This is a genomic window from Arcanobacterium urinimassiliense, from assembly GCF_900119495.1.
Taxonomy (GTDB): Bacteria; Actinomycetota; Actinomycetes; order Actinomycetales; family Actinomycetaceae; genus Arcanobacterium_A; species Arcanobacterium_A urinimassiliense.
Genome location: NZ_LT632435.1, coordinates 65,026 through 82,366, shown reverse-complemented (window position 1 = coordinate 82,366; position 17,341 = coordinate 65,026). Strand labels below are relative to the sequence as shown.

The 17,341-nt window shown below is 49.3% G+C and carries 15 protein-coding genes; 9 read left to right on the top strand and 6 right to left on the bottom strand.

Features of this window, described 5'->3' with window-relative positions; all coding sequences use genetic code 11:
* Positions 1–292: 292 nt before the first annotated feature.
* From BQ7117_RS00400 to BQ7117_RS00385, 4 genes are all read right to left on the bottom strand, one after another.
* A complete protein-coding gene (locus BQ7117_RS00400; RefSeq protein WP_084789786.1) occupies positions 293–2,782 on the bottom strand; it encodes an ATP-dependent DNA helicase in 2,490 nt (829 codons plus the stop codon).
* A gap of 215 nt (positions 2,783–2,997) precedes the next feature.
* Positions 2,998–3,738 carry a hydrogen peroxide-dependent heme synthase gene (gene hemQ, locus BQ7117_RS00395; protein WP_073995702.1) on the bottom strand — a complete coding sequence of 247 codons (741 nt, stop codon included), beginning with the start codon at positions 3,736–3,738 and terminating at the stop codon, positions 2,998–3,000.
* A 27-nt stretch (positions 3,739–3,765) separates the two neighbouring features.
* Entirely contained in the window at positions 3,766–4,926 is a 1,161-nt protein-coding gene (locus BQ7117_RS00390; RefSeq protein WP_073995701.1) for a ferrochelatase, read from the bottom strand.
* Entirely contained in the window at positions 4,916–6,382 is a 1,467-nt protein-coding gene (locus BQ7117_RS00385) for a glutamyl-tRNA reductase (protein WP_161939405.1), read from the bottom strand. The genes BQ7117_RS00390 and BQ7117_RS00385 overlap by 11 nt, the downstream gene beginning before the upstream one ends.
* Before the next feature lie 104 nt (positions 6,383–6,486).
* Between BQ7117_RS00385 and hemE the strand changes: the two genes are divergently transcribed.
* From hemE to BQ7117_RS00350, 7 genes are all read left to right on the top strand, one after another.
* Positions 6,487–7,554: a uroporphyrinogen decarboxylase gene (hemE, locus tag BQ7117_RS00380; RefSeq protein WP_073995699.1), complete on the top strand. Its 1,068-nt coding sequence runs from the start codon at positions 6,487–6,489 to the stop codon at positions 7,552–7,554.
* Complete coding sequence (locus tag BQ7117_RS00375) at positions 7,547–8,962, top strand: protoporphyrinogen/coproporphyrinogen oxidase (protein WP_073995698.1); 1,416 nt, start codon at positions 7,547–7,549, stop codon at positions 8,960–8,962. Before hemE ends, BQ7117_RS00375 begins: the two co-directional genes overlap by 8 nt.
* Complete coding sequence (hemC, locus tag BQ7117_RS00370) at positions 8,955–10,010, top strand: hydroxymethylbilane synthase (protein WP_073995697.1); 1,056 nt, start codon at positions 8,955–8,957, stop codon at positions 10,008–10,010. Before BQ7117_RS00375 ends, hemC begins: the two co-directional genes overlap by 8 nt.
* Positions 10,011–10,040: 30 nt before the next feature.
* Positions 10,041–10,940 carry a uroporphyrinogen-III synthase gene (locus BQ7117_RS00365; protein ID WP_073995696.1) on the top strand — a complete coding sequence of 300 codons (900 nt, stop codon included), beginning with the start codon at positions 10,041–10,043 and terminating at the stop codon, positions 10,938–10,940.
* Positions 10,941–10,961: 21 nt separating this feature from the next.
* Positions 10,962–11,948, top strand: a complete 987-nt coding sequence (gene hemB / locus BQ7117_RS00360) for a porphobilinogen synthase (RefSeq protein ID WP_073995695.1) — start codon at positions 10,962–10,964, stop codon at positions 11,946–11,948.
* A complete protein-coding gene (gene hemL, locus BQ7117_RS00355) occupies positions 11,945–13,357 on the top strand; it encodes a glutamate-1-semialdehyde 2,1-aminomutase (RefSeq protein WP_073995694.1) in 1,413 nt (470 codons plus the stop codon). Before hemB ends, hemL begins: the two co-directional genes overlap by 4 nt.
* 374 nt (positions 13,358–13,731) lie before the next feature.
* Positions 13,732–14,013, top strand: coding sequence for a DUF1540 domain-containing protein (locus BQ7117_RS00350; RefSeq protein ID WP_073995693.1), 282 nt, complete (start codon positions 13,732–13,734; stop codon positions 14,011–14,013).
* Between the two features lie 207 nt (positions 14,014–14,220).
* Here BQ7117_RS00350 and BQ7117_RS00345 read toward each other — a convergent pair whose 3' ends face one another.
* Both BQ7117_RS00345 and BQ7117_RS00340 read right to left on the bottom strand, forming a co-directional pair.
* On the bottom strand, positions 14,221–15,057 hold the full coding sequence (locus BQ7117_RS00345; RefSeq protein WP_073995692.1) for a hypothetical protein: 837 nt from the start codon (positions 15,055–15,057) through the stop codon (positions 14,221–14,223).
* 186 nt (positions 15,058–15,243) lie between these two features.
* Positions 15,244–15,849 carry a CadD family cadmium resistance transporter gene (locus BQ7117_RS00340; RefSeq protein WP_073995691.1) on the bottom strand — a complete coding sequence of 202 codons (606 nt, stop codon included), beginning with the start codon at positions 15,847–15,849 and terminating at the stop codon, positions 15,244–15,246.
* A gap of 250 nt (positions 15,850–16,099) precedes the next feature.
* Here BQ7117_RS00340 and BQ7117_RS00335 point away from each other — a divergent pair, with 250 nt between their 5' ends.
* Together BQ7117_RS00335 and BQ7117_RS00330 are read left to right on the top strand one after the other, a co-directional pair.
* A complete protein-coding gene (locus BQ7117_RS00335) occupies positions 16,100–16,381 on the top strand; it encodes a hypothetical protein (RefSeq protein ID WP_073995690.1) in 282 nt (93 codons plus the stop codon).
* Positions 16,382–16,739: 358 nt separating this feature from the next.
* A complete protein-coding gene (locus tag BQ7117_RS00330) occupies positions 16,740–17,036 on the top strand; it encodes a hypothetical protein (protein ID WP_073995689.1) in 297 nt (98 codons plus the stop codon).
* The last annotated feature ends 305 nt before the right edge of the window (positions 17,037–17,341 follow it).

The window sequence follows — 17,341 nt, the reverse complement described above, 5'->3', positions numbered from 1 at the left end:
GGGGGGGGGGTCCTCTCTTTGATTACTAATTATTTATCTCTGCGATTACATAATTATTTATCTTTGTGTTTTATTGAGATAAGTCAATTCTCTAATCTTTAGGGAGTTTATGCAATAGTGAGCGAGAATACCGAAAATTTCTTTAATTTATAAGTGTTTTTTGAAAACTTATTTGCTCAGCTCATTGCGGTAGATGAAATAATAAAAGTACTTAGGTAAGACTAGTCACTATTAAAAATTATCTACTCTGCGCTCCGGATTAGGCATCTCTTTATTCAGCAGAGGATTGCGCTTATCTTTCTTGATTTTCCACCCAATCTAGAAAATCTTGCGCTAAAATCATGGGCTTTCCCCAGCGCGCGGCGTCGTGCGTCTTGGGAGATTGCCAGTTCGCTTCCGAAATAATTAGCACTTCACATTTCGGCGTCATATCGGTGTCCGGTATTAATCGGTGTGCGATAGCGAGTTCCTCCATTTTTCGGCGTGGTACGGTACTTCCCGCTTTATTTACCACCGTGCCGCTAAAGCATACGCGAGTGCCTATGCGCAGCAATTTATTTACGTCGCTGCGATAAATTCCCTTATTTTTTGCTGCGCGCGCACTGAGTTCCCAGCGCAGAAAATCTCGCCCCTGCTCGTCGGGAGCGCCGCCAAAAATTATCCCCGCTTCTTTACTTCCGCGCGGCAAAATGAAACCGGCACGCTCCGGCGGGGAAAACACTTCCGGCACCGGCTGGTCAGATAGCAAATTTTCGGCAATAGTGCGCAGTGCCCGCGCTTTTTCCAGTGCGGAGGGGCGCTGGAGAGATTCTTGATCTGCGGCGCTCAGAGTAGCTTTTGGAATATTTATCCCCAATGGCATATGCGCAATTATTCCGCCGCGCTTCAATTCTGCATCGATATTAGAGAGCATCTCATCTATATCAATACCCACTGGGCAACTTCCAGCTAATACATCTAAAATAGCTGGCCAAGCTGCGGCGGTGGTAGGGGCGAAAGCAATATCAGTTGCGGATATGCCAAACTCCGCTTCCGCATCGGCAATATCAGTTTGGGGATTTATCAGGCTCGTAATCTCTCTACCGTCGCTATGCACTACCGCTATTTCGATGGGGCGCGGCTGAGAAAAGCGCCCTTTTTTGCCTACGAAATTTACCGCTAAATAGGCGCGAGGAGCTTTTAATTTTTCTGGCATACCATCGTTTAAGAAACGCCGCACGCGCTGATCTATTTGCAAATCTGCAGGCTGGATAGGGCGTTTCAGCACTAGGCCAGATAGATTTTTGGCGCGGCTCAAGGCCACATAAAGCTGCCCAGTGGCGAAAGTACTCGTGCCTAAATCTACTACGATATTTTCCAGGCTTTGCCCTTGGCTTTTATGGATAGTGATAGCCCACGCTAGCTTAAAAGGCAGCTGCGATATGCTTCCGGCTGCTTCTTTTATTATTTTTCCATCTGCTAATTTGGGGTGAGTAACCGTATGCTTCATCGGTTTTACGATAAATTCATATCCGGTGCGGGGGCGAATAACTACATTCGGTTTTTTATAGCGATCGTATTCAATAGCAATAATTTTTCCGACGGTGCCATTTACCCAGTATCCATGCGGTTCATTAGTGAGCATCATTACTTGCGCACCTACCTTATAGCGCAAATTTTTCTCAAAAATCGTACTTCCCGGGCGCACGTCGCCAGATATTTCTGCCTCATATTCATGCAACTCGGTATCGAGCTGGCTGAGCATAAGCTCATTATGCTCATTGACGATATGATTGCGGGTAGCGAGTGTCAGCCAAAATTCTCCGGGCGGAGGCACGAAATTTGGGTCAGTATGCGAATTCAAAATAGCACATTCCGCTTCGCCGGCTGAGCCGTCGCGCACCTTATTAAGTATCTCTGCTAATTGTTCATCTTCCGCTTGGCGGAATATCTGCGTGAGATTTACCTTCTGAAAATCTCCCATAAAATAGGCGGCGGCAGCGAAGAAATAGGGGCTCGAATAGACCGTCTTAAAATAAGGAATTTCTTCATCGAGCACGATAGGTGGCAGTTGAAATAAATCTCCAGTCAGCACTATCTGTACTCCCCCGAAGGGTTGGCCTGGATGTGGGCCAAAACGCCTTAAAACGGTCTCCAATATATCGAAAAGGTCGGCGCGTACCATAGAAATTTCATCAATTACAAGCACATCTAGATTTTTAATTACTTCGCCGTAGCGCCGTGGATAATAAGTAGCGCGCATAACGCTCGCTAAAGAGGAAAGGAGATTGATGGATAAGAAGCTATGAATCGTACATCCACCTACATTTAAAGCGGCTACTCCGGTCGGAGCCACCACCATCGCATTTTTGGGAGTGGAATTGAGGAAATGACGAATTAAAGTAGATTTTCCAGTGCCGGCTGCGCCAGTAAGAAAGATATTTTTCCCATTTTCCAGCAGCCGGAGAGTTTCCTTAAATTCATCAGTAAGTACGAAATCATCGGGGAGTGCATATGGGAATCCGTATGGGAGTTCATAGGGGCGCTCATATGGGAGTGCATAAGAGGGTGCAGATTCAGCTTGCTCCTGATAATTCCAAAAAGATCTTTTTATTCTGCGTGTGGCGAGAAAAGCAGCTGCACTTAGGAAGCCAGAGAGTAAAAATATTAAAGCATATTTATTCTTCCCGGTGGAGATAACTAAATACGCTATCGTTAAAAGGCTAAGAACTGCACAAATTACGCAGATGCCACCGCAGATATAGAAAATTATTCTCCGAGTTTTATAAGGCATTCTTTGCATATTTTTCCTCTAGATTTTGTACCCACTCCCAGCTGCGGTGGATGGCTAGGATACAATTCCACTCTAATACAGAAAAATTACGCCTATTGAATATTGGGTTTTCACGATTTAAAAAACTGCAAATAATTAGGCTTCGGCAATAAATGTATTTCGCTATTTATTGCCGAAGCCAACAGAAATTAGATGAAGTCAGCCGAAGCCAGTAAATTTTGTACTCAGGCTTGCGGCTGTCTATCTACCCATTCTGAGAGCTCTACGCGCGGGCCGGTAAAGAATGGTGTATCTACTCGCACAAATAGGCGCGCTTCTGCGTCGCGCTGCTTGCGCAATACGCTCATAATTCTCTCAAAAGAATCAGCTTCCAGAGCGATAGTCCACTCGTAATCTCCGAGCGCAAAAGCGCTTAAAGTGGATACCTGTACATCGAGGTGGTCGCGGCCATTTAGGCCGTGTTCCCGCAGAATCGCTGCCCGCTTTTCGGGGCGGAGATAGTACCAATCCCAAGAGCGCACAAATGGGTATACGGCGATATAGGGGCGTGGAGCAATCCCGCCAAAACAAGCCGGAAGATGGCGTTTATTAAATTCGGCGGGAGTGTGAGCTGCCATCGCCGACCACACGGGTTTAATCATTTTTCCGAGTCGTGAATTTAATACTGCGTGATAAGCCCGCTGTAAATCAGCAGCGGAACTACCTAAAGCCCACAGCATTAAATCTGCATCAGCGCGGAAGCCGCCTACATCGTACCAGCCGCGAATTTCGATATCGTGCTGGGCAAGCTCCGCAGTGAGCTCAGCTGCAATTTCGGCTCGTTCTGCCGCGGGGAAGGGAGCAACCGTCTGAAATACGGCCTGCAGAGAAAAATTACTGCGGGCATTTACTTCATCGGGGTCGATTCCCGTCTTATCTCGCGGATCAGGCACATAATGAGGGGTAGGGGATGGATGTGCATTCATGATTTACCTTTCTTTAATTTTTGAAAATTATTTTGCAGATTGGGGTTGGGTGATATCGCTAGCGGAAGCGATATGCGCTTTATCGGTAGTACCCGGTGTGGTAGGGGCAGTGAAAACTGCTGGAAGTGGTGCATAATTTGCATACGGTAGGCAGCATCCGGTGGGGCACTGCTCCGGCCAGGCGGAGTGGATTTGCCCATTAATCAATTCCACGATTGCATCAATAAAATCTGGATTTGTGCCGGCAGTCGCGGCGCGCTGATAACGCATTCCCAGTTCTGCCGCCGTTTGTGCGGCCTCCGTATCTAAATCGTAAACCACCTCCATGTGGTCGTTAATAAATCCGAAGGGCAGCACTACTACTGAATTCACGCCTGCTGCAGAGAGGGTACGGAGTCTATCGTTGATATCCGGCTCCAGCCATTTTTGCCGGGGAGAGCCGGAGCGCGAGCAGAACGCTAAATCAAGCGGAATTTCTCGCCCGAAAATTTCACTTAATTCCTGGCAGATAAGTTTCCCTACTTCGCGATGCTGCTGAGCGTAGGTATTTTTGTATACGGCGTTCTGCGTATCCGAATTCGTATTATTGCTTGGTATATCAGAATTCGTATTATTGCTTGACGCAGGAGAAGTAGGGCTGCCGGAATGCTCTTCCATCGCCAGCGGAATAGAATGCGTCACCAATATCAAATGCGCAGCTGCGTCTTTCGCTAAGCATTCCCGCGCCGCAGCCACATTAGCCTTGTGAAATCCGGTAGCTGCGTAATACGGGGGGATTCGAAAAAGAGTAAATCTATCTTCGGCATTAATTTTCCTAAGCGCGGCCGAGATATCTTCCCGATATTGCCGGCATCCTGAATACGATGCAAAGGCAGCAGTGAAAATGCACAAAACGCGGTGCAGACCCCGGGCGTCAAGTTCTTTTAAAGTATCGGAAAAGTAAGGAGTCCAATTTCTATTTCCAATGACTACCGGCACGGAAAGCCGCTCCGCCAGTGCTGCCTGCAATTCTTCATTCCGTGCATTAATAGGGCTGATGCCATCGAATATACGGTAATGCCCGCTGACGGCTAGTAACCGTTCATCTGGTACTCCTCTGCCGCGCGTAGCATTACGCATAAAAGGCAATACGTCTTCCATACCGCGCGGCCCGCCGTAGGAGCAAAGCATAATGGCATCAAAATTCATTTGGATCTTCTTTCTCCTGCGCGGGGGTTATTGGAGCATCGGGGCTGTCGGAGCCCGATGGTGCTGGCTCAGCTATTTCTTGGTGCGGAAAAGAAGGTGCAGCGGCGGATTTTGATGGCGATTGTTGCGGCGATTTTTGGGGGCAGGTTTTTCCAGTTATTTGCGATGCACTTAAATCCACCCCGAATAAATAATGCAATGCCTTAATATATTCTTCATATTCGCCACTGCGCGCCGCTTCATGCGCTAAGACGCTAGGAATATGTGCCATACGCGCGGCAAAATGCTGCAAAGCGCGCTCCATCTCCACGCGGGAAAAAGATTCTTTTTCTGGTAGCCGCGCAATTTCTTCTGTGCAGACTTCCTGTATATGCTCGCGCAAGGCCACAATAGCCGGATCAATCTTTCTTTCTTTGAGCTGCATATGGGTGCGTGCTACTTCTCTCTCGATAATTTTTTCGGCGCGCGCGATATTTGCACTGGTAGCAGCGGGAGTATGCGCTTGGATATCGTGCAGAGTCACTAAGCGAATCTGGGGAAGATCTCGGGCGGCAGCCTGGACGTCATTCTCTAAAGCTAGATCTAAGATGAGGAGATTTTCGCTCGGTGCGGTATCTTCGTCCAGTGCGAGCTTTTCGCCGGTAAGGATAGATGTAGATTTTTCCCCGTCATTTTGAGATATAGATTTTGCTCGCAAGGCGAAGGCGTCTTGTAAAAGTGGAACAGTAATAAGCGGAGTGCCTAAGCCACGGCAAGAGACCACTAAATCAGCTTTCGCTATGGCCGATGCCAATTCTCCCGTGGGTACCGGCGTGAGTTCGTGCCGCGCCGCAAATTCCTCCGCGCGCCCCGAGTGGGAGTAGACGCAAATATCTTCAATTTGCCGTCCGCGTAGCTGTGCCACCGCCGCGCCCGCATAAGAACCCGTGCCGACTAGGAGAGCTTTAACTGCGTGAGGTGATTTTTCTAAATCTGCATTTACTAAATTTAGAGCCTGAGCAACTATAGACCTACCAGTGCCGGCTAAGCCGGTATTATGAGCAATTTTTCGGGAGGTGCGCAGGGCATTTTCTAGTACCAGTGCGAGCTCGTAATTAGTGCGATTATTCTTGACTGCCTGGATATGCGCGCGCTTCAACTGCCCGCTTATTTCGCGTTCTCCAATCACCATAGAATCTAAACCGGCTGCGACTTGGAAGATATGCTTTATGGCGGCTTTATTAAATTTAATAGTGGGGCGGAAAGAAAATTTTTCGAGCAAAATCTTTTCCAGAGTGCTGGTAGGAGCCGAGCCGGCGGTGCTGAGATAAAAATCTACCCGATTGCACGTAGTGAGTACGGCCGTAGCTGCTATTTCTGGATGATTTAAAATATCAGCCAGTAAGTCATCAGCTATATTTGCTATCTGTGCTACTTGGTCTAGACCGTGCCGTTGATGATGCACAGAAACGCTCACTATTCCCACGTAAATTAATTGAATCAGATAAATTTCCAGAGCACAATTTTAGATAACACATTCTTAATTACCACCTTGGCTCAGTATCTGCCAGAATAGGGTCTGTGACTGCAAATTTTCTTAGCGCACTCAGTGGAAATCGCCCTGCGGTGACGCCGGTTTGGTTCATGCGGCAAGCCGGGCGTTCCCTGCCAGAATACCGAAAAGTGCGAGCAGGTACGAGTATGTTGGAAGCGTGCCTGATTCCAGAATTGGCGGCAGAAATTACCGCCCAACCAGTGCGCCGTTACGGGGTAGACGCCGCTATATTTTTTAGCGACATCACTGTCCCGATGAAGTTAGCCGGAGTGCCGGTAGAAATTGTGCCCGGCGTAGGGCCGGTGATGGAGCAGCCATATCGCTGTGCAAAAGATGTTAAAGAATTAATCGCGCATAAGCCAGGTGACGGCAGTGCCGTCACCCAAGGAGTGCAGCTCGCGGTGGCAGAGCTTTCCGTGCCGGTGTTGGCATTCGCCGGTGCCCCCTTCACTATGGCTGCCTACCTAGTAGAAGGCCGCCCTTCGCGCGATCACTTAGCTGCCCGCACAATGATGTATGCAGAGCCAGAATTGTGGTACGCGCTGGTAGATTGGTGCGCCGAAATCTCGATTGCTTTTCTGCAGGCACAAAAAGTGGGCGGCGCGTGTGCATTTCAACTCTTTGATTCTTGGGCAGGTGCGCTGGCACCCGCGATATATCGTAAATACTGCGCACCGGCGGCGCAAAAAATTCTCACTGCGGATTTAGGGCTGCCACGTATTCACTTCGGATTAGGGACGGCGGCGTTGCTGCCAGATTTTGCTCAGCATGCCGAGGCAGTGGGAATCGATTATCGCACTGATATTGCTGCGGCGATTGCGCAGCTCCGTAAGAGTTTTCCGGATAAAAAAGTAGTGGTACAAGGCAATATCGACCCAGCAATTCTGGGGTGCCGCTCGGAAGTAGTGGAATCTCATGTGGCGCAGATTTTGACCGCTGGATTGGCAGCTGATGCTCATATCGTAAATTTGGGGCACGGCGTGCCAAAAGATACGGATCCAGCAGTGCTGGCAGATATTGTGGCGCAAGTGCATGAATTTTCGGCCGTTTCTCCTATATCTCCTGTGCCCAGCAAAGAAGTACATCGTGGATGAAGAAGTAATAGTGCTCGGGGCGGGAATCGCTGGCCTCAGTGCTGCCTATGAGCTGGTAAAACGTGGAATAAAACCTACAGTAATTGAAGCGCGCCAGCATTTAGGAGGGCTCACTGCCGCTGGATATGTAGGTGGAGTTCGCCTTGATTTAGGGGCAGAATCTTATGCTTTACGCAGCGCGGCTCTGAATAATTTATGCGCGGAGTTGGGTCTAGAAGTGAAGAATCCGCAAGAGAAATCGTGGATCTGGAAAGGCGGAGCAGCTGCTCCTATTGCGCAAGGAGTGTGGGGAATCCCGAGTTCTTGGAAAGACCCGGCCTTTGAGATGCTTACCGCAGCCGAGTACGCCGTAGCGCGGAAAGATCTTGAACTGGCAAGCGATATCGGGGCAGATGCCAAGACGTTCGGAGAATTAGTGCGCACACGTCTCGGAGCGGCCGTACTCGAAAAAATGGTTGCTCCGGTGGCAGGTGGGGTACATACAGCTGACCCAGAGATTTTGGCGCTTTCTGCTATTGCTCCTGGTATTGTGCCAGCTTTGCGCGCGGAAGGCTCGTTAATTGCCGCTGTGCGCCGGCTGCGCCCAGAAAACACCCCGATTTTAGGCCAACCGGTAGGTGGTATGCATCAAGTGGCATTTATGCTGGCAAAGCAGATAGAAAAATTTGGCGGCAAAATTCGCCGCGGTTTAATTGCCACCGACGTATTACATGATAAGAACGGATTTTCGATTCTTGTAGCGAAATCTGCTGGTACGCGGGCGAAGCCACGCCCAGTGCGCGGCAGTGAAGAGGTAATAACTGCGCCAAAATTACTTATCGCGGTCGACGGAGTATCGGCGCTAGAACTGTTGCGGAAAATTTCTCCGCTCGATATACCAGCGGCATGGAAAGTACCGCAGGGAGCAAAGATTGCCGGCGTCACGCTAATTATTAAAGATCCGGCTTTAGATGCCGCCCCGCGCGGATCGGGCGCTTTAATCGAGCCCAGTGAAGTAGCGGTAAAAGGGCGAGTGGTGGAGGCAAAAGCTCTTACCCACTATTCGGTGAAATGGCCGTGGGCGGCGGATGCTTTGGCGAAAGTGCACGGCGGCAGTACGCACGCAATCCGGCTTTCTTATGGCAGGTCAACTCAGCAGCTGCCTTATCCGGCTGTGCGTGAAGCGTTTTTAGATGCACAAGCGGTACTTGATTGTGAGATTGCGGCAGAAAATCTTCTCGATGCGCGTATCGTATCTTGGGGAGCTTCTTTGAGCCCGCAGACTCCTACTCATCGGAAGAATTTGGAGTGCTTGACGGAGCAATTGGCGCAAATCCCGGAATTAGCAGCGACGGGTGCTTGGATTGCCGGCACCGGTTTGGGAGCAGTGGTGACGCACGCAGTAAAGACAGGAGCAGAATTTGCATAAAATAATTTTGGGAACGCGCGGTTCCGAATTGGCGAAAACGCAGTCGCTGGCAGTGGCGCGTCTGCTCGAAGCGCAGGGGTTGGATGTTGAATTAAAGATTATTCAGACCAAAGGAGATATAAGTACCCGTTCCCTGGTGGAGCTAGGGGGTATTGGCGTTTTTGCAGCTGCTTTGCGCACAGCTTTACTGCATAAAGAATGTGATATCGCGGTGCACAGTTTCAAAGATTTGCCGACGGCCGCAATTTCGGGTTTAGCAATTGGAGCTGTACCTGCCGGAGCTGCACCGAGCGACGTTTTGTGTGCGCGAGATTCTCTATCTTTGGCGGAACTTCCGAAAAATTCGCTTATCGGCACCGGCTCTCCGCGCCGCGCTGCGCAAATTAGGGCAATTCGCCCTGATCTGCAAATAGTGAATATTCGAGGCAATATTGATACTCGTTTGGCGCGTATCAAAGCCAGCGGTGTTGCGGATAAGGTAAGTGGTATTGAGGCAGAGGGAAAGGGTAACGCCAGGCTCCGTGGTGATTTAGATGGTGTAATTCTCGCTAAGGCGGGATTAGAGCGGCTGCAGCGCTGCGCTGCCATCACGGAAGAGCTAGATATTTTCCCGGCGCCGGCACAGGGGCGCTTGGCGGTGGAATGCCGGAGTGAAGACGCTCCTTGGAATTCAGAGAGTGCCCTTGCGCAGGCTCTAGCTAAAATTAATGACAATGCGGTGCGCGCCGCCGCCTTTGCTGAACGCGCTGTATTGGCGGGATTAAATGCGGGATGTGCAGCTCCGGTGGGGGTAAAGATAGTGGATTCCCAGCTCGCAGATTCTCAGTTGGTGGCGGGCGTATTTTCCTTAGATGGAAAAGAAAGATGCTGCGCTGCAGAGAAATTCTCCAGCCGGGAATATGCTACTTTTTCCCCTTGCGAAATTCCGCAAATAGATGCCCAGGCGGCGGCGCTTGGCCAACGAGTAGCTGCGCAACTTTTGGCGCAGGGCGCGGGGGAAATAGCTAATTTACAGGCGGTGAAAGCTCGGGGCAGCGGGAGCGACTGAGAAAAGCGGGGGCGACTGAGAAAAGCGGGAATGACTGAGCGAAAAACGAGTAAAAATGGTGTTGGTGTGATGCGAATTGTAGTGACGCAAAAGCGGAAGCAGCTGGCGCAGGAAATTGCCACTTGTTTGCAGCAAAATTCTGCGCGGGTTGGCGAAACCGCCAGAAGCCGCACCGAAAGCCGTGCAGAAAAATCTGCAAATGGAAGCTGTACCGGGAGCCGTGCAGAAAGTAGCCCCTGCCCAGTAGACGCTGTGGAAAATTTTTCCGTAGTCGCTGCGCCGCTCACCAATTATAAAAAAGAGAATTTCCAACTTCCTGCTACTTTTCCGGATTGGGTATTCTTTACCTCCGCTCGTAGCTTTGAATATCTGGATAAAGCGCAGATTGCGCAGCTCCAGAGTTTAGCGGCGCGTGGTAGTCGCTACGGCGTCGTTGGAGAAAAGACAGCTGCTGCTTTGCAGAATATCGGCATTACTTGTGCGTTTACTCCGGCTGCGAATGCGCGCGCTCTGCTCGGAGTGCTTTCGGAGCAGTTGGTAGCGGATACTGGCATAGCGGCACAAAATCCGCCTTGTGCTTGGATTCTTGGTTCTAAGCAGGCAAAACCTACTTTGTTGGCCGGAGTGCAGAAATTTGGAATGAAAGTAGAAAAAATCGCTATTTATTCCCCGTACTCTCTACCTTGCCTCGCAGAAGATTTTTATGACGCCGATATCGTGGTGGTGACTGCTGGTTCGGCGGCTGTGGCGTATGCACAGCTTACAGCAGTTGCCCGAGTACGCCCAGCGCCGATAATTGCCTTGGGTGAGCAGAGTGCCCAAGATGCTCAGCGAGCTGGTTTAGAGGTAATCGGAGTTGCTGCGCGCCCCACCGCCGCCGATATTGCAAAACTTATTTTAAAAATAGACCTAGAAAATAGTAGAAAATAGCAGAGAGTAGAGGAGTTAATAATGGATTTACTACAAAGACCGCGCCGGTTGCGGAGCACAAAAGCTTTGCGTGAGCTCGTGGCAGAAACTCGTATCTCTCCTAGTCAGTTGATGTACCCAGCGTTTGTGCGGGCGGGAATCACCGCTCCGGAGCCAATTTCTGCTTTGCCGGGGCAGTATCAGCACACCCTAGATTCAATTCGCGCTTTGGCAAGAGAGCTAGTAGAAGCGGGCGTTGGAGGTATCGATTTATTCGGGGTGCCGCTTCCAGAGCAGAAAGACGCCATCGGATCGAATGCATGGGCAGAAGCGGGAATTTTGAATCAGGGAATCTCGGCAATTCGGGAAGAAGTGGGCGATGCCCTCGTCATTTGCGCCGATACCTGCCTTGATGAATTTACTAGTCACGGCCATTGTGGAGTAGTGCGAGACGACGGGACGGTAGATAATGACGCCACTTTGCCGCTCTATGCCAAAATGGCACTATCGCAGGCGCAAGCAGGTGCCCATATGGTGAGCCCTTCTGGAATGATGGACGGGCAGGTGCGCTATATTCGCCAGGCTTTAGATGTAGCTGGATTTAGTGATGTGGCAATAATGGCGTATTCAGCGAAATATGCATCTGCTTTTTTTGGGCCTTTCCGAGGAGCGGTGGGCTCCACTCTAAAGGGGAATCGCCGGACTTATCAGCAAGATCCTGCTAACCGTAAAGAAGGTCTGCGGGAGGCGCTGCTAGATATTTCCGAAGGGGCCGATATTGTGATGGTAAAACCGGCTAGCCATTATTTAGACGTCGTAGCTGATGTGGCCGCCACCGTGCAGGTGCCGGTAGCTGCCTATCAAGTGAGTGGAGAATATGCGATGTTAGAAGCGGCCGCCGCGAAAGGCTGGATTGATCGGGAACGGGCAATTCAAGAATCTCTAATCTCTATTGCCCGCGCCGGCGCCGATGTAATCTTGACTTATTGGGCACTTGAAGTAGCGAAAAGAAGCGGAGTAGAGCGATGAAAACAGAAGCAGCATTCGCAAAAGCAAAAGTGGCAATTCCCGGAGGAGTAAATTCTCCGGTGCGCGCTTTCGGGGCAGTAGGCGGCGCGCCGCGTTTTATAAGTGCTGCTCGTGGCCCCTATATCTACGATATCGATGGCAAAGAATATGTGGATTTAGTGTGCACGTGGGGGCCAGCTCTCCTCGGCCATGCTCACCCAGAAGTGGTCGCAGCGGTGCAAGAAGCTGCAGCAAAAGGTTTGAGTTTCGGAGCTCCAACCGAGAGTGAAACGGATTTGGCAAATGCCATCACGGCGCGAGTGCCGGGTGCGGAACAAGTGCGCATGGTTTCTACCGGCACCGAAGCCACCATGACGGCGATTCGCCTGGCGCGGGGAGTCACCGGGCGCGAGGTTATAGTCAAATTTGCTGGCTGCTATCATGGGCATTCTGATGGCTTACTGGCGGCAGCGGGCTCTGGAGTAGCCACGCAAGGTTTGCCCGGTTCGGCAGGTGTACCGCGGGGAACGGCGGCAGATACACTGGTGATTCCCTATAATGACGCGGCAGCTCTCCGAGAAGTTTTCCAGTTGCGGGGCACTGAAATCGCAGCAGTAATTACCGAAGCGTCCCCGGCAAATATGGGAATAGTTCCGCCAATTAACGGGTTTAACCAGGTGATTCGGGAGGTCACTAGCCAGTATGGAGCTTTGATGATTCTCGACGAAGTATTGACCGGCTTCCGAGCATCTCCGGCTGGATTCTGGGGATACGAAACCGGCTATGGGAAGAAGTGGAATGGAGCTCCTCTTCCGCCGGAAGCGACCACTGATGTGGCCGCGCGCCAAGAGTGGGTGCGCAAAGAATTGGCGGCAGCCAGTTACCTACCGGATATTTATACTTTCGGAAAAGTGGTTGGCGGGGGAATGCTGCTAGCTGCCGTAGGCGGAGCCCGGGAAATTATGGAACATTTAGCTCCGGTGGGTGCGGTTTATCAGGCGGGCACTCTCTCCGGAAATCCTTTGGCGACGGCGGCTGGATTAAAGACCTTAGAACTCGCCGATAGAGCGGTCTACGAACGAGTAGATACAGTAGCGCAGCAAATTTGCCAGCACTTAGCGGCTGAATTTACTAAGCGAGAAATTCCTTATCAGATAAACACCGCCGCTAATCTCTTTAGCGTCTTTTTTGGCGCAGATCCGGCGCAAGCGGGCGTGCATGATTATGCCGCTGCACAGCAGCAAAATGCGCAAATGTATAACGTATTTTTCCACGCTATGTTGGAGGAAGGAATTGCGCTGCCTCCTTCGTGTTTCGAAGCGTGGTTTGTTTCTGCTGCGCACAGCGATAGTGCTTTAGAGAGAATTTTTGCGGCTTTGCCGCGGGCAGCGGCAAAATTGGCGCAGTTCTGCTCCGAGAATGCTGATTAAAGAATGTGGATTAAATAAAATCAACTGAGGTATTCAGGAGTAGTGCGGCATTTGGTACGTTGCGGCGCTTGATGTTTATGTGCAGCGAAATTTGGCAGCATTCTCTTTATTTCGCTATATAACGGAATACTTTACTTTCGTTAATTGGCTATTTCGCTGGGAAAGCGGCTATAAGAATTATGGGCAAAAAAGTCTTTTATGAGAGAAAACCGCAGTAATAAGCGGATAAGTGGCGATACGTCAGATTTTGCCGGTGATTTAGGAAAACCGTGAATAGCGGATATTGGTGAGGCAATCCTGCGTTGTGTAATTTTTAGGGCTTCTTAGACTAAAAGTGTCAGATACGCAGGATTAACAATCGAAAGGTTTTCATCATGAGCACCGCAACAACTATTAAATCCTGCTCAGCCACTGGATGTGCGTTCAACAACAACGGCTGCACAGCTTTAGCAATCACGATTGCTGGTCACACTAACCAGCCGAGCTGTGGCACTTTAGTAACTCTGGATGCGCGCGCCGGCTTAGAAACCGCCGCCGGAACCGTGGGAGCTTGCCAGCGTTTGGAATGTGTACATAATTCCAATTTGCTTTGCACCGCCAAGGAAATTGAACTGGTGGGCGAAACCGCTGACTGCGCTTCGTTCGAACTCCGCTAAGCGTAAAACTTAAATAGCTGGCTGCGAAAGAACCAGCAGAAATACTCTTAGAATGCGGTAGTTCTGCACTGCATTTTTAATAGTGGAGTGCGCCCAGTAGGTAATAATCTTAGTTTGCGAGGTTGGGGTTCCCGATAGTGATGGGAACCCCAACCTGCCAACCTCGTTCGTCAGATACGCAAGAGCTTGCACATCACGAGGCTGGATTTACCCGAGCTGGCTAAGTTGGGCGCTAAATTGCGATATATTTTTTACCGGCTCGGAAAACTGTGCATATACTGTGGTCATTTCCCCTATTCCCACATACATCAAAGTAACCCCGCTACTATCGATATCTGCGCAAAATACTCTATTGGCTAGTGATGCGTGCGCGAGTTTTAGCGGGCATTTAGAGCAAACTTTTCCTGGTGCCTGCCCTGCTACTACAGCTCGGCAGACCCGACTGAGCACATTATTTGGTTGTGCACCCACTAAGGCGTAGCAGTCGAGCTCTTGGGCTGAACTGGGGAATTGAGCAGTAGAAGCAGAAATTATTTCGACGCGGCTCAGCGGAGTTATGCCATTTGGATCGTGCAGTACGGCTTGCTGAAAGTGGATAGTTGCTAGACGTGCTCCGGGTACTCCTAGTAATACCCGCAAGTTTTCCGGAAGTTTATCGCTGCTGAGTAGCCGAGCAACTTCTGCCGGCGCTACCCAGCATAAATCTCCGAGTAAATGCAGCGACGCAGTGAGGATTTTTACGTCAAAACGAGGTGCATCGCGAGATATTTCAAAGCGGATTCGATACGTTTCCGCGGAATTTAGCTCATTTGTTGCATGGTTTGTGGCAGTGGAGGCGGAGTTATTAGGTAAAAAACGGATATCTGGTTTGCATGTCACTATTACCAGCTCTCCGTCGCTCGTCAGACCGTGGGCGAAGTTATCCAATTTAGGAGCTGTGGGATATTCGTAGAAAAGAGCTGTTGCGCTACCGGCGCCCGCAAGTAATCGGCGGGCAGCACTCGCCGCGCTCTGGGTCTCCCGCATATTGGGCTTTACCTGCACGAACTATCCTCCTCTTATTCCGCATTAGTGCAAATGCGGTGCATTTCGGGTAGTGAAAAGAAAGTTGCGGATTTGAGAGAAGTGCCAACCTCTGGCAAGTCCGAATTTCTAGAGGTAAGCCTACCCTAAATAAAAGCTGAAATGTAAAAATGTGGCATTGTGATTAGAGTTTTTTATTTTGATTTTCTATGCGCCTATCAAATTTAGTAGGTATCCGATAGTTCCGTTTTCGGCGAGAATATAGCAGCCAAGGCCGATAAATACGATAGGTACGATAATTTTTTCGTATTTTTCCACCGTTTCCCCGATAGCTGGCACGGCGGCAAGGCGCTGTGAAATCAGGCAAAGAGCTAGAATCCCCAAAGCGAATACGCTCAGCGAAATCAGAATTTGCAGGGGAGCCCTTCCCGTAAAATACGGCACATAGATTCCGATATTATCTCCCCCCATAGCCACAGTGAGCCCGGTGAAAGCCAGAATTTTTGATCCCTTTGTGCGCAGTTTTTCTGCAATTTCTTCTTCGTCTACGTCTTCATCGACAAAAATAGCGCGAATCCCCAGCCCAATAGGGATGATTCCCAGCAAGCCGATAATCCAATCTTGCGGAATGAAACTGAGGAAACGAGCCGCGATGAGACTTCCCGCCACCAAAAGAGTGGTGCCGAGGTACTGCCCGAGGTATATCGATTTGATGTAGCGCCGGCCTTGCGTCGCGAAGAGAATCGTCAGCACTACTAAGTAGTCGATAGAAGTGGATATATAGACGAGAACAGAAGAAAATACGCTTTCCATATACTGAACTGTACTGGGTTGATGCCTATTTGTGTATTTTGCGCTGTCATTATTTTAATGACAGACGCAGGGTGATGCTGTAGTTTGCCGTAAGGAAATTCATGGTGTCGTTGTCCATATTCATGTATGGGGTAAGGAATTAAGCAATTTTAACGCCGCTTACTCGATATGCGGTGAAGGGGTTTATAAAAAACTATTGTTGGTAGAATTAAAGTTCCTATGAAAGCTGACTGGCGGGAGGAGTGGTGATATGGCTGAAGCTCTAGGGGCTAAGGCTCTATTAGAGTTGTATGCACCATATTTTGATCTACTTAGCCCTACCGCAAGAATTTTTGTCAATAGTGGACGAGATGGTGCTGAACCCGGTATTGAGCTGGATGCATTCCTCCAAGGAACTTTGCTTGAGAATATTGAAATACCGCTTGAGCTTCTGGATATTACTGAGGCTGAGGTTCGCGGTAGTTGGGATCCAGAGTTGGTTGAACGTACGCTTGGTTGGATTGCGAAGCACCGTGCTAAGCATGCTGTATAAATCTCACTAATTTTTCATAAGTTTAACCCCGCCATCTGGTGGGGTTTTGTTTTATCCATCCCGCACGGGGTGGGTTCTTTTTATGCCCGCACGGGAAGGAAAACACATATGGCTGATATGTAGCAAACAATGGAAGAAAAACTTGTTGCGACTCCAATCTCACCGGATGATAATACCGATTTTGTTCCTGCACAGGAGAAAATCTAACTGAAACAGTTAGAATCCGCCCTGCATTATTTTCACCCGATTTTTGGAGCTGACGTAGCTATCTATTACAACAATAAAGCACACATAAATGTAGGTGATTTAAGTTGGTTATCAGAGAATTTTAGTCTGGTAAACCATTTACAATAAAAATATGGAAACGATAAATATATTTGAGCTTGATATTCCGCCGGAAGGTGACTGGCTACCTGAGCGGATACTTAAATATACTTATCCGCTTATAGAAGATAAATGGGAGCGTAATTGTGTAATGCGCGCCTACTATGTTGGAGCTCCAGAGGCGGCTATGTGGGATGCTTTCCATTGGCTCGATTTACACAATCTTTCTTTACCGAAAAATTTACGTGATGAGGTTTTCGATGCTTTTAAGGATGACGAAGATTTCATGGAGATTTTAGAAGACTACAAATGTCTAACTCTCCCCACGTAAGCGGGAATGATTCTATTAATTGATTTTTGTAGCGAAAAGGGGAGGAATGAGCAGGGGAGATAATAGGAAATTCTTAATCCCTCTTCGTCAGATGCTCATATTTGGGATTCCGTTAATCGTCAATAATCCTCCGAATTCTATATAGATAATTCCTTCAGAATAGCTGTGCGCAGCCATTCGAAATGGCTATATGTAGCCTTTTTCGGCAAGTGTGAATTTAACTAAGGCGCTAGTCAGGTAACTTAGATAAGCATACAATTGCCGTAGTTATATTAGTGAACAATAGCAATACCGGAACTAAGCGA

What these genes read in the sequence shown, in the direction of transcription:
- BQ7117_RS00400 (WP_084789786.1), bottom strand. Translation starts at nt 2,782, where the DNA reads ATGCAAAGAATGCCTTATAAAACTCGGAGAATAATTTTCTATATCTGC.
- hemQ (WP_073995702.1), bottom strand. Translation starts at nt 3,738, where the DNA reads ATGAATGCACATCCATCCCCTACCCCTCATTATGTGCCTGATCCGCGA.
- BQ7117_RS00390 (WP_073995701.1), bottom strand. Translation starts at nt 4,926, where the DNA reads ATGAATTTTGATGCCATTATGCTTTGCTCCTACGGCGGGCCGCGCGGT.
- BQ7117_RS00365 (WP_073995696.1), top strand. Translation starts at nt 10,041, where the DNA reads ATGACTGAGCGAAAAACGAGTAAAAATGGTGTTGGTGTGATGCGAATT.
- hemB (WP_073995695.1), top strand. Translation starts at nt 10,962, where the DNA reads ATGGATTTACTACAAAGACCGCGCCGGTTGCGGAGCACAAAAGCTTTG.
- hemL (WP_073995694.1), top strand. Translation starts at nt 11,945, where the DNA reads ATGAAAACAGAAGCAGCATTCGCAAAAGCAAAAGTGGCAATTCCCGGA.
- BQ7117_RS00350 (WP_073995693.1), top strand. Translation starts at nt 13,732, where the DNA reads ATGAGCACCGCAACAACTATTAAATCCTGCTCAGCCACTGGATGTGCG.
- BQ7117_RS00340 (WP_073995691.1), bottom strand. Translation starts at nt 15,849, where the DNA reads ATGGAAAGCGTATTTTCTTCTGTTCTCGTCTATATATCCACTTCTATC.
- BQ7117_RS00335 (WP_073995690.1), top strand. Translation starts at nt 16,100, where the DNA reads ATGGCTGAAGCTCTAGGGGCTAAGGCTCTATTAGAGTTGTATGCACCA.
- BQ7117_RS00330 (WP_073995689.1), top strand. Translation starts at nt 16,740, where the DNA reads ATGGAAACGATAAATATATTTGAGCTTGATATTCCGCCGGAAGGTGAC.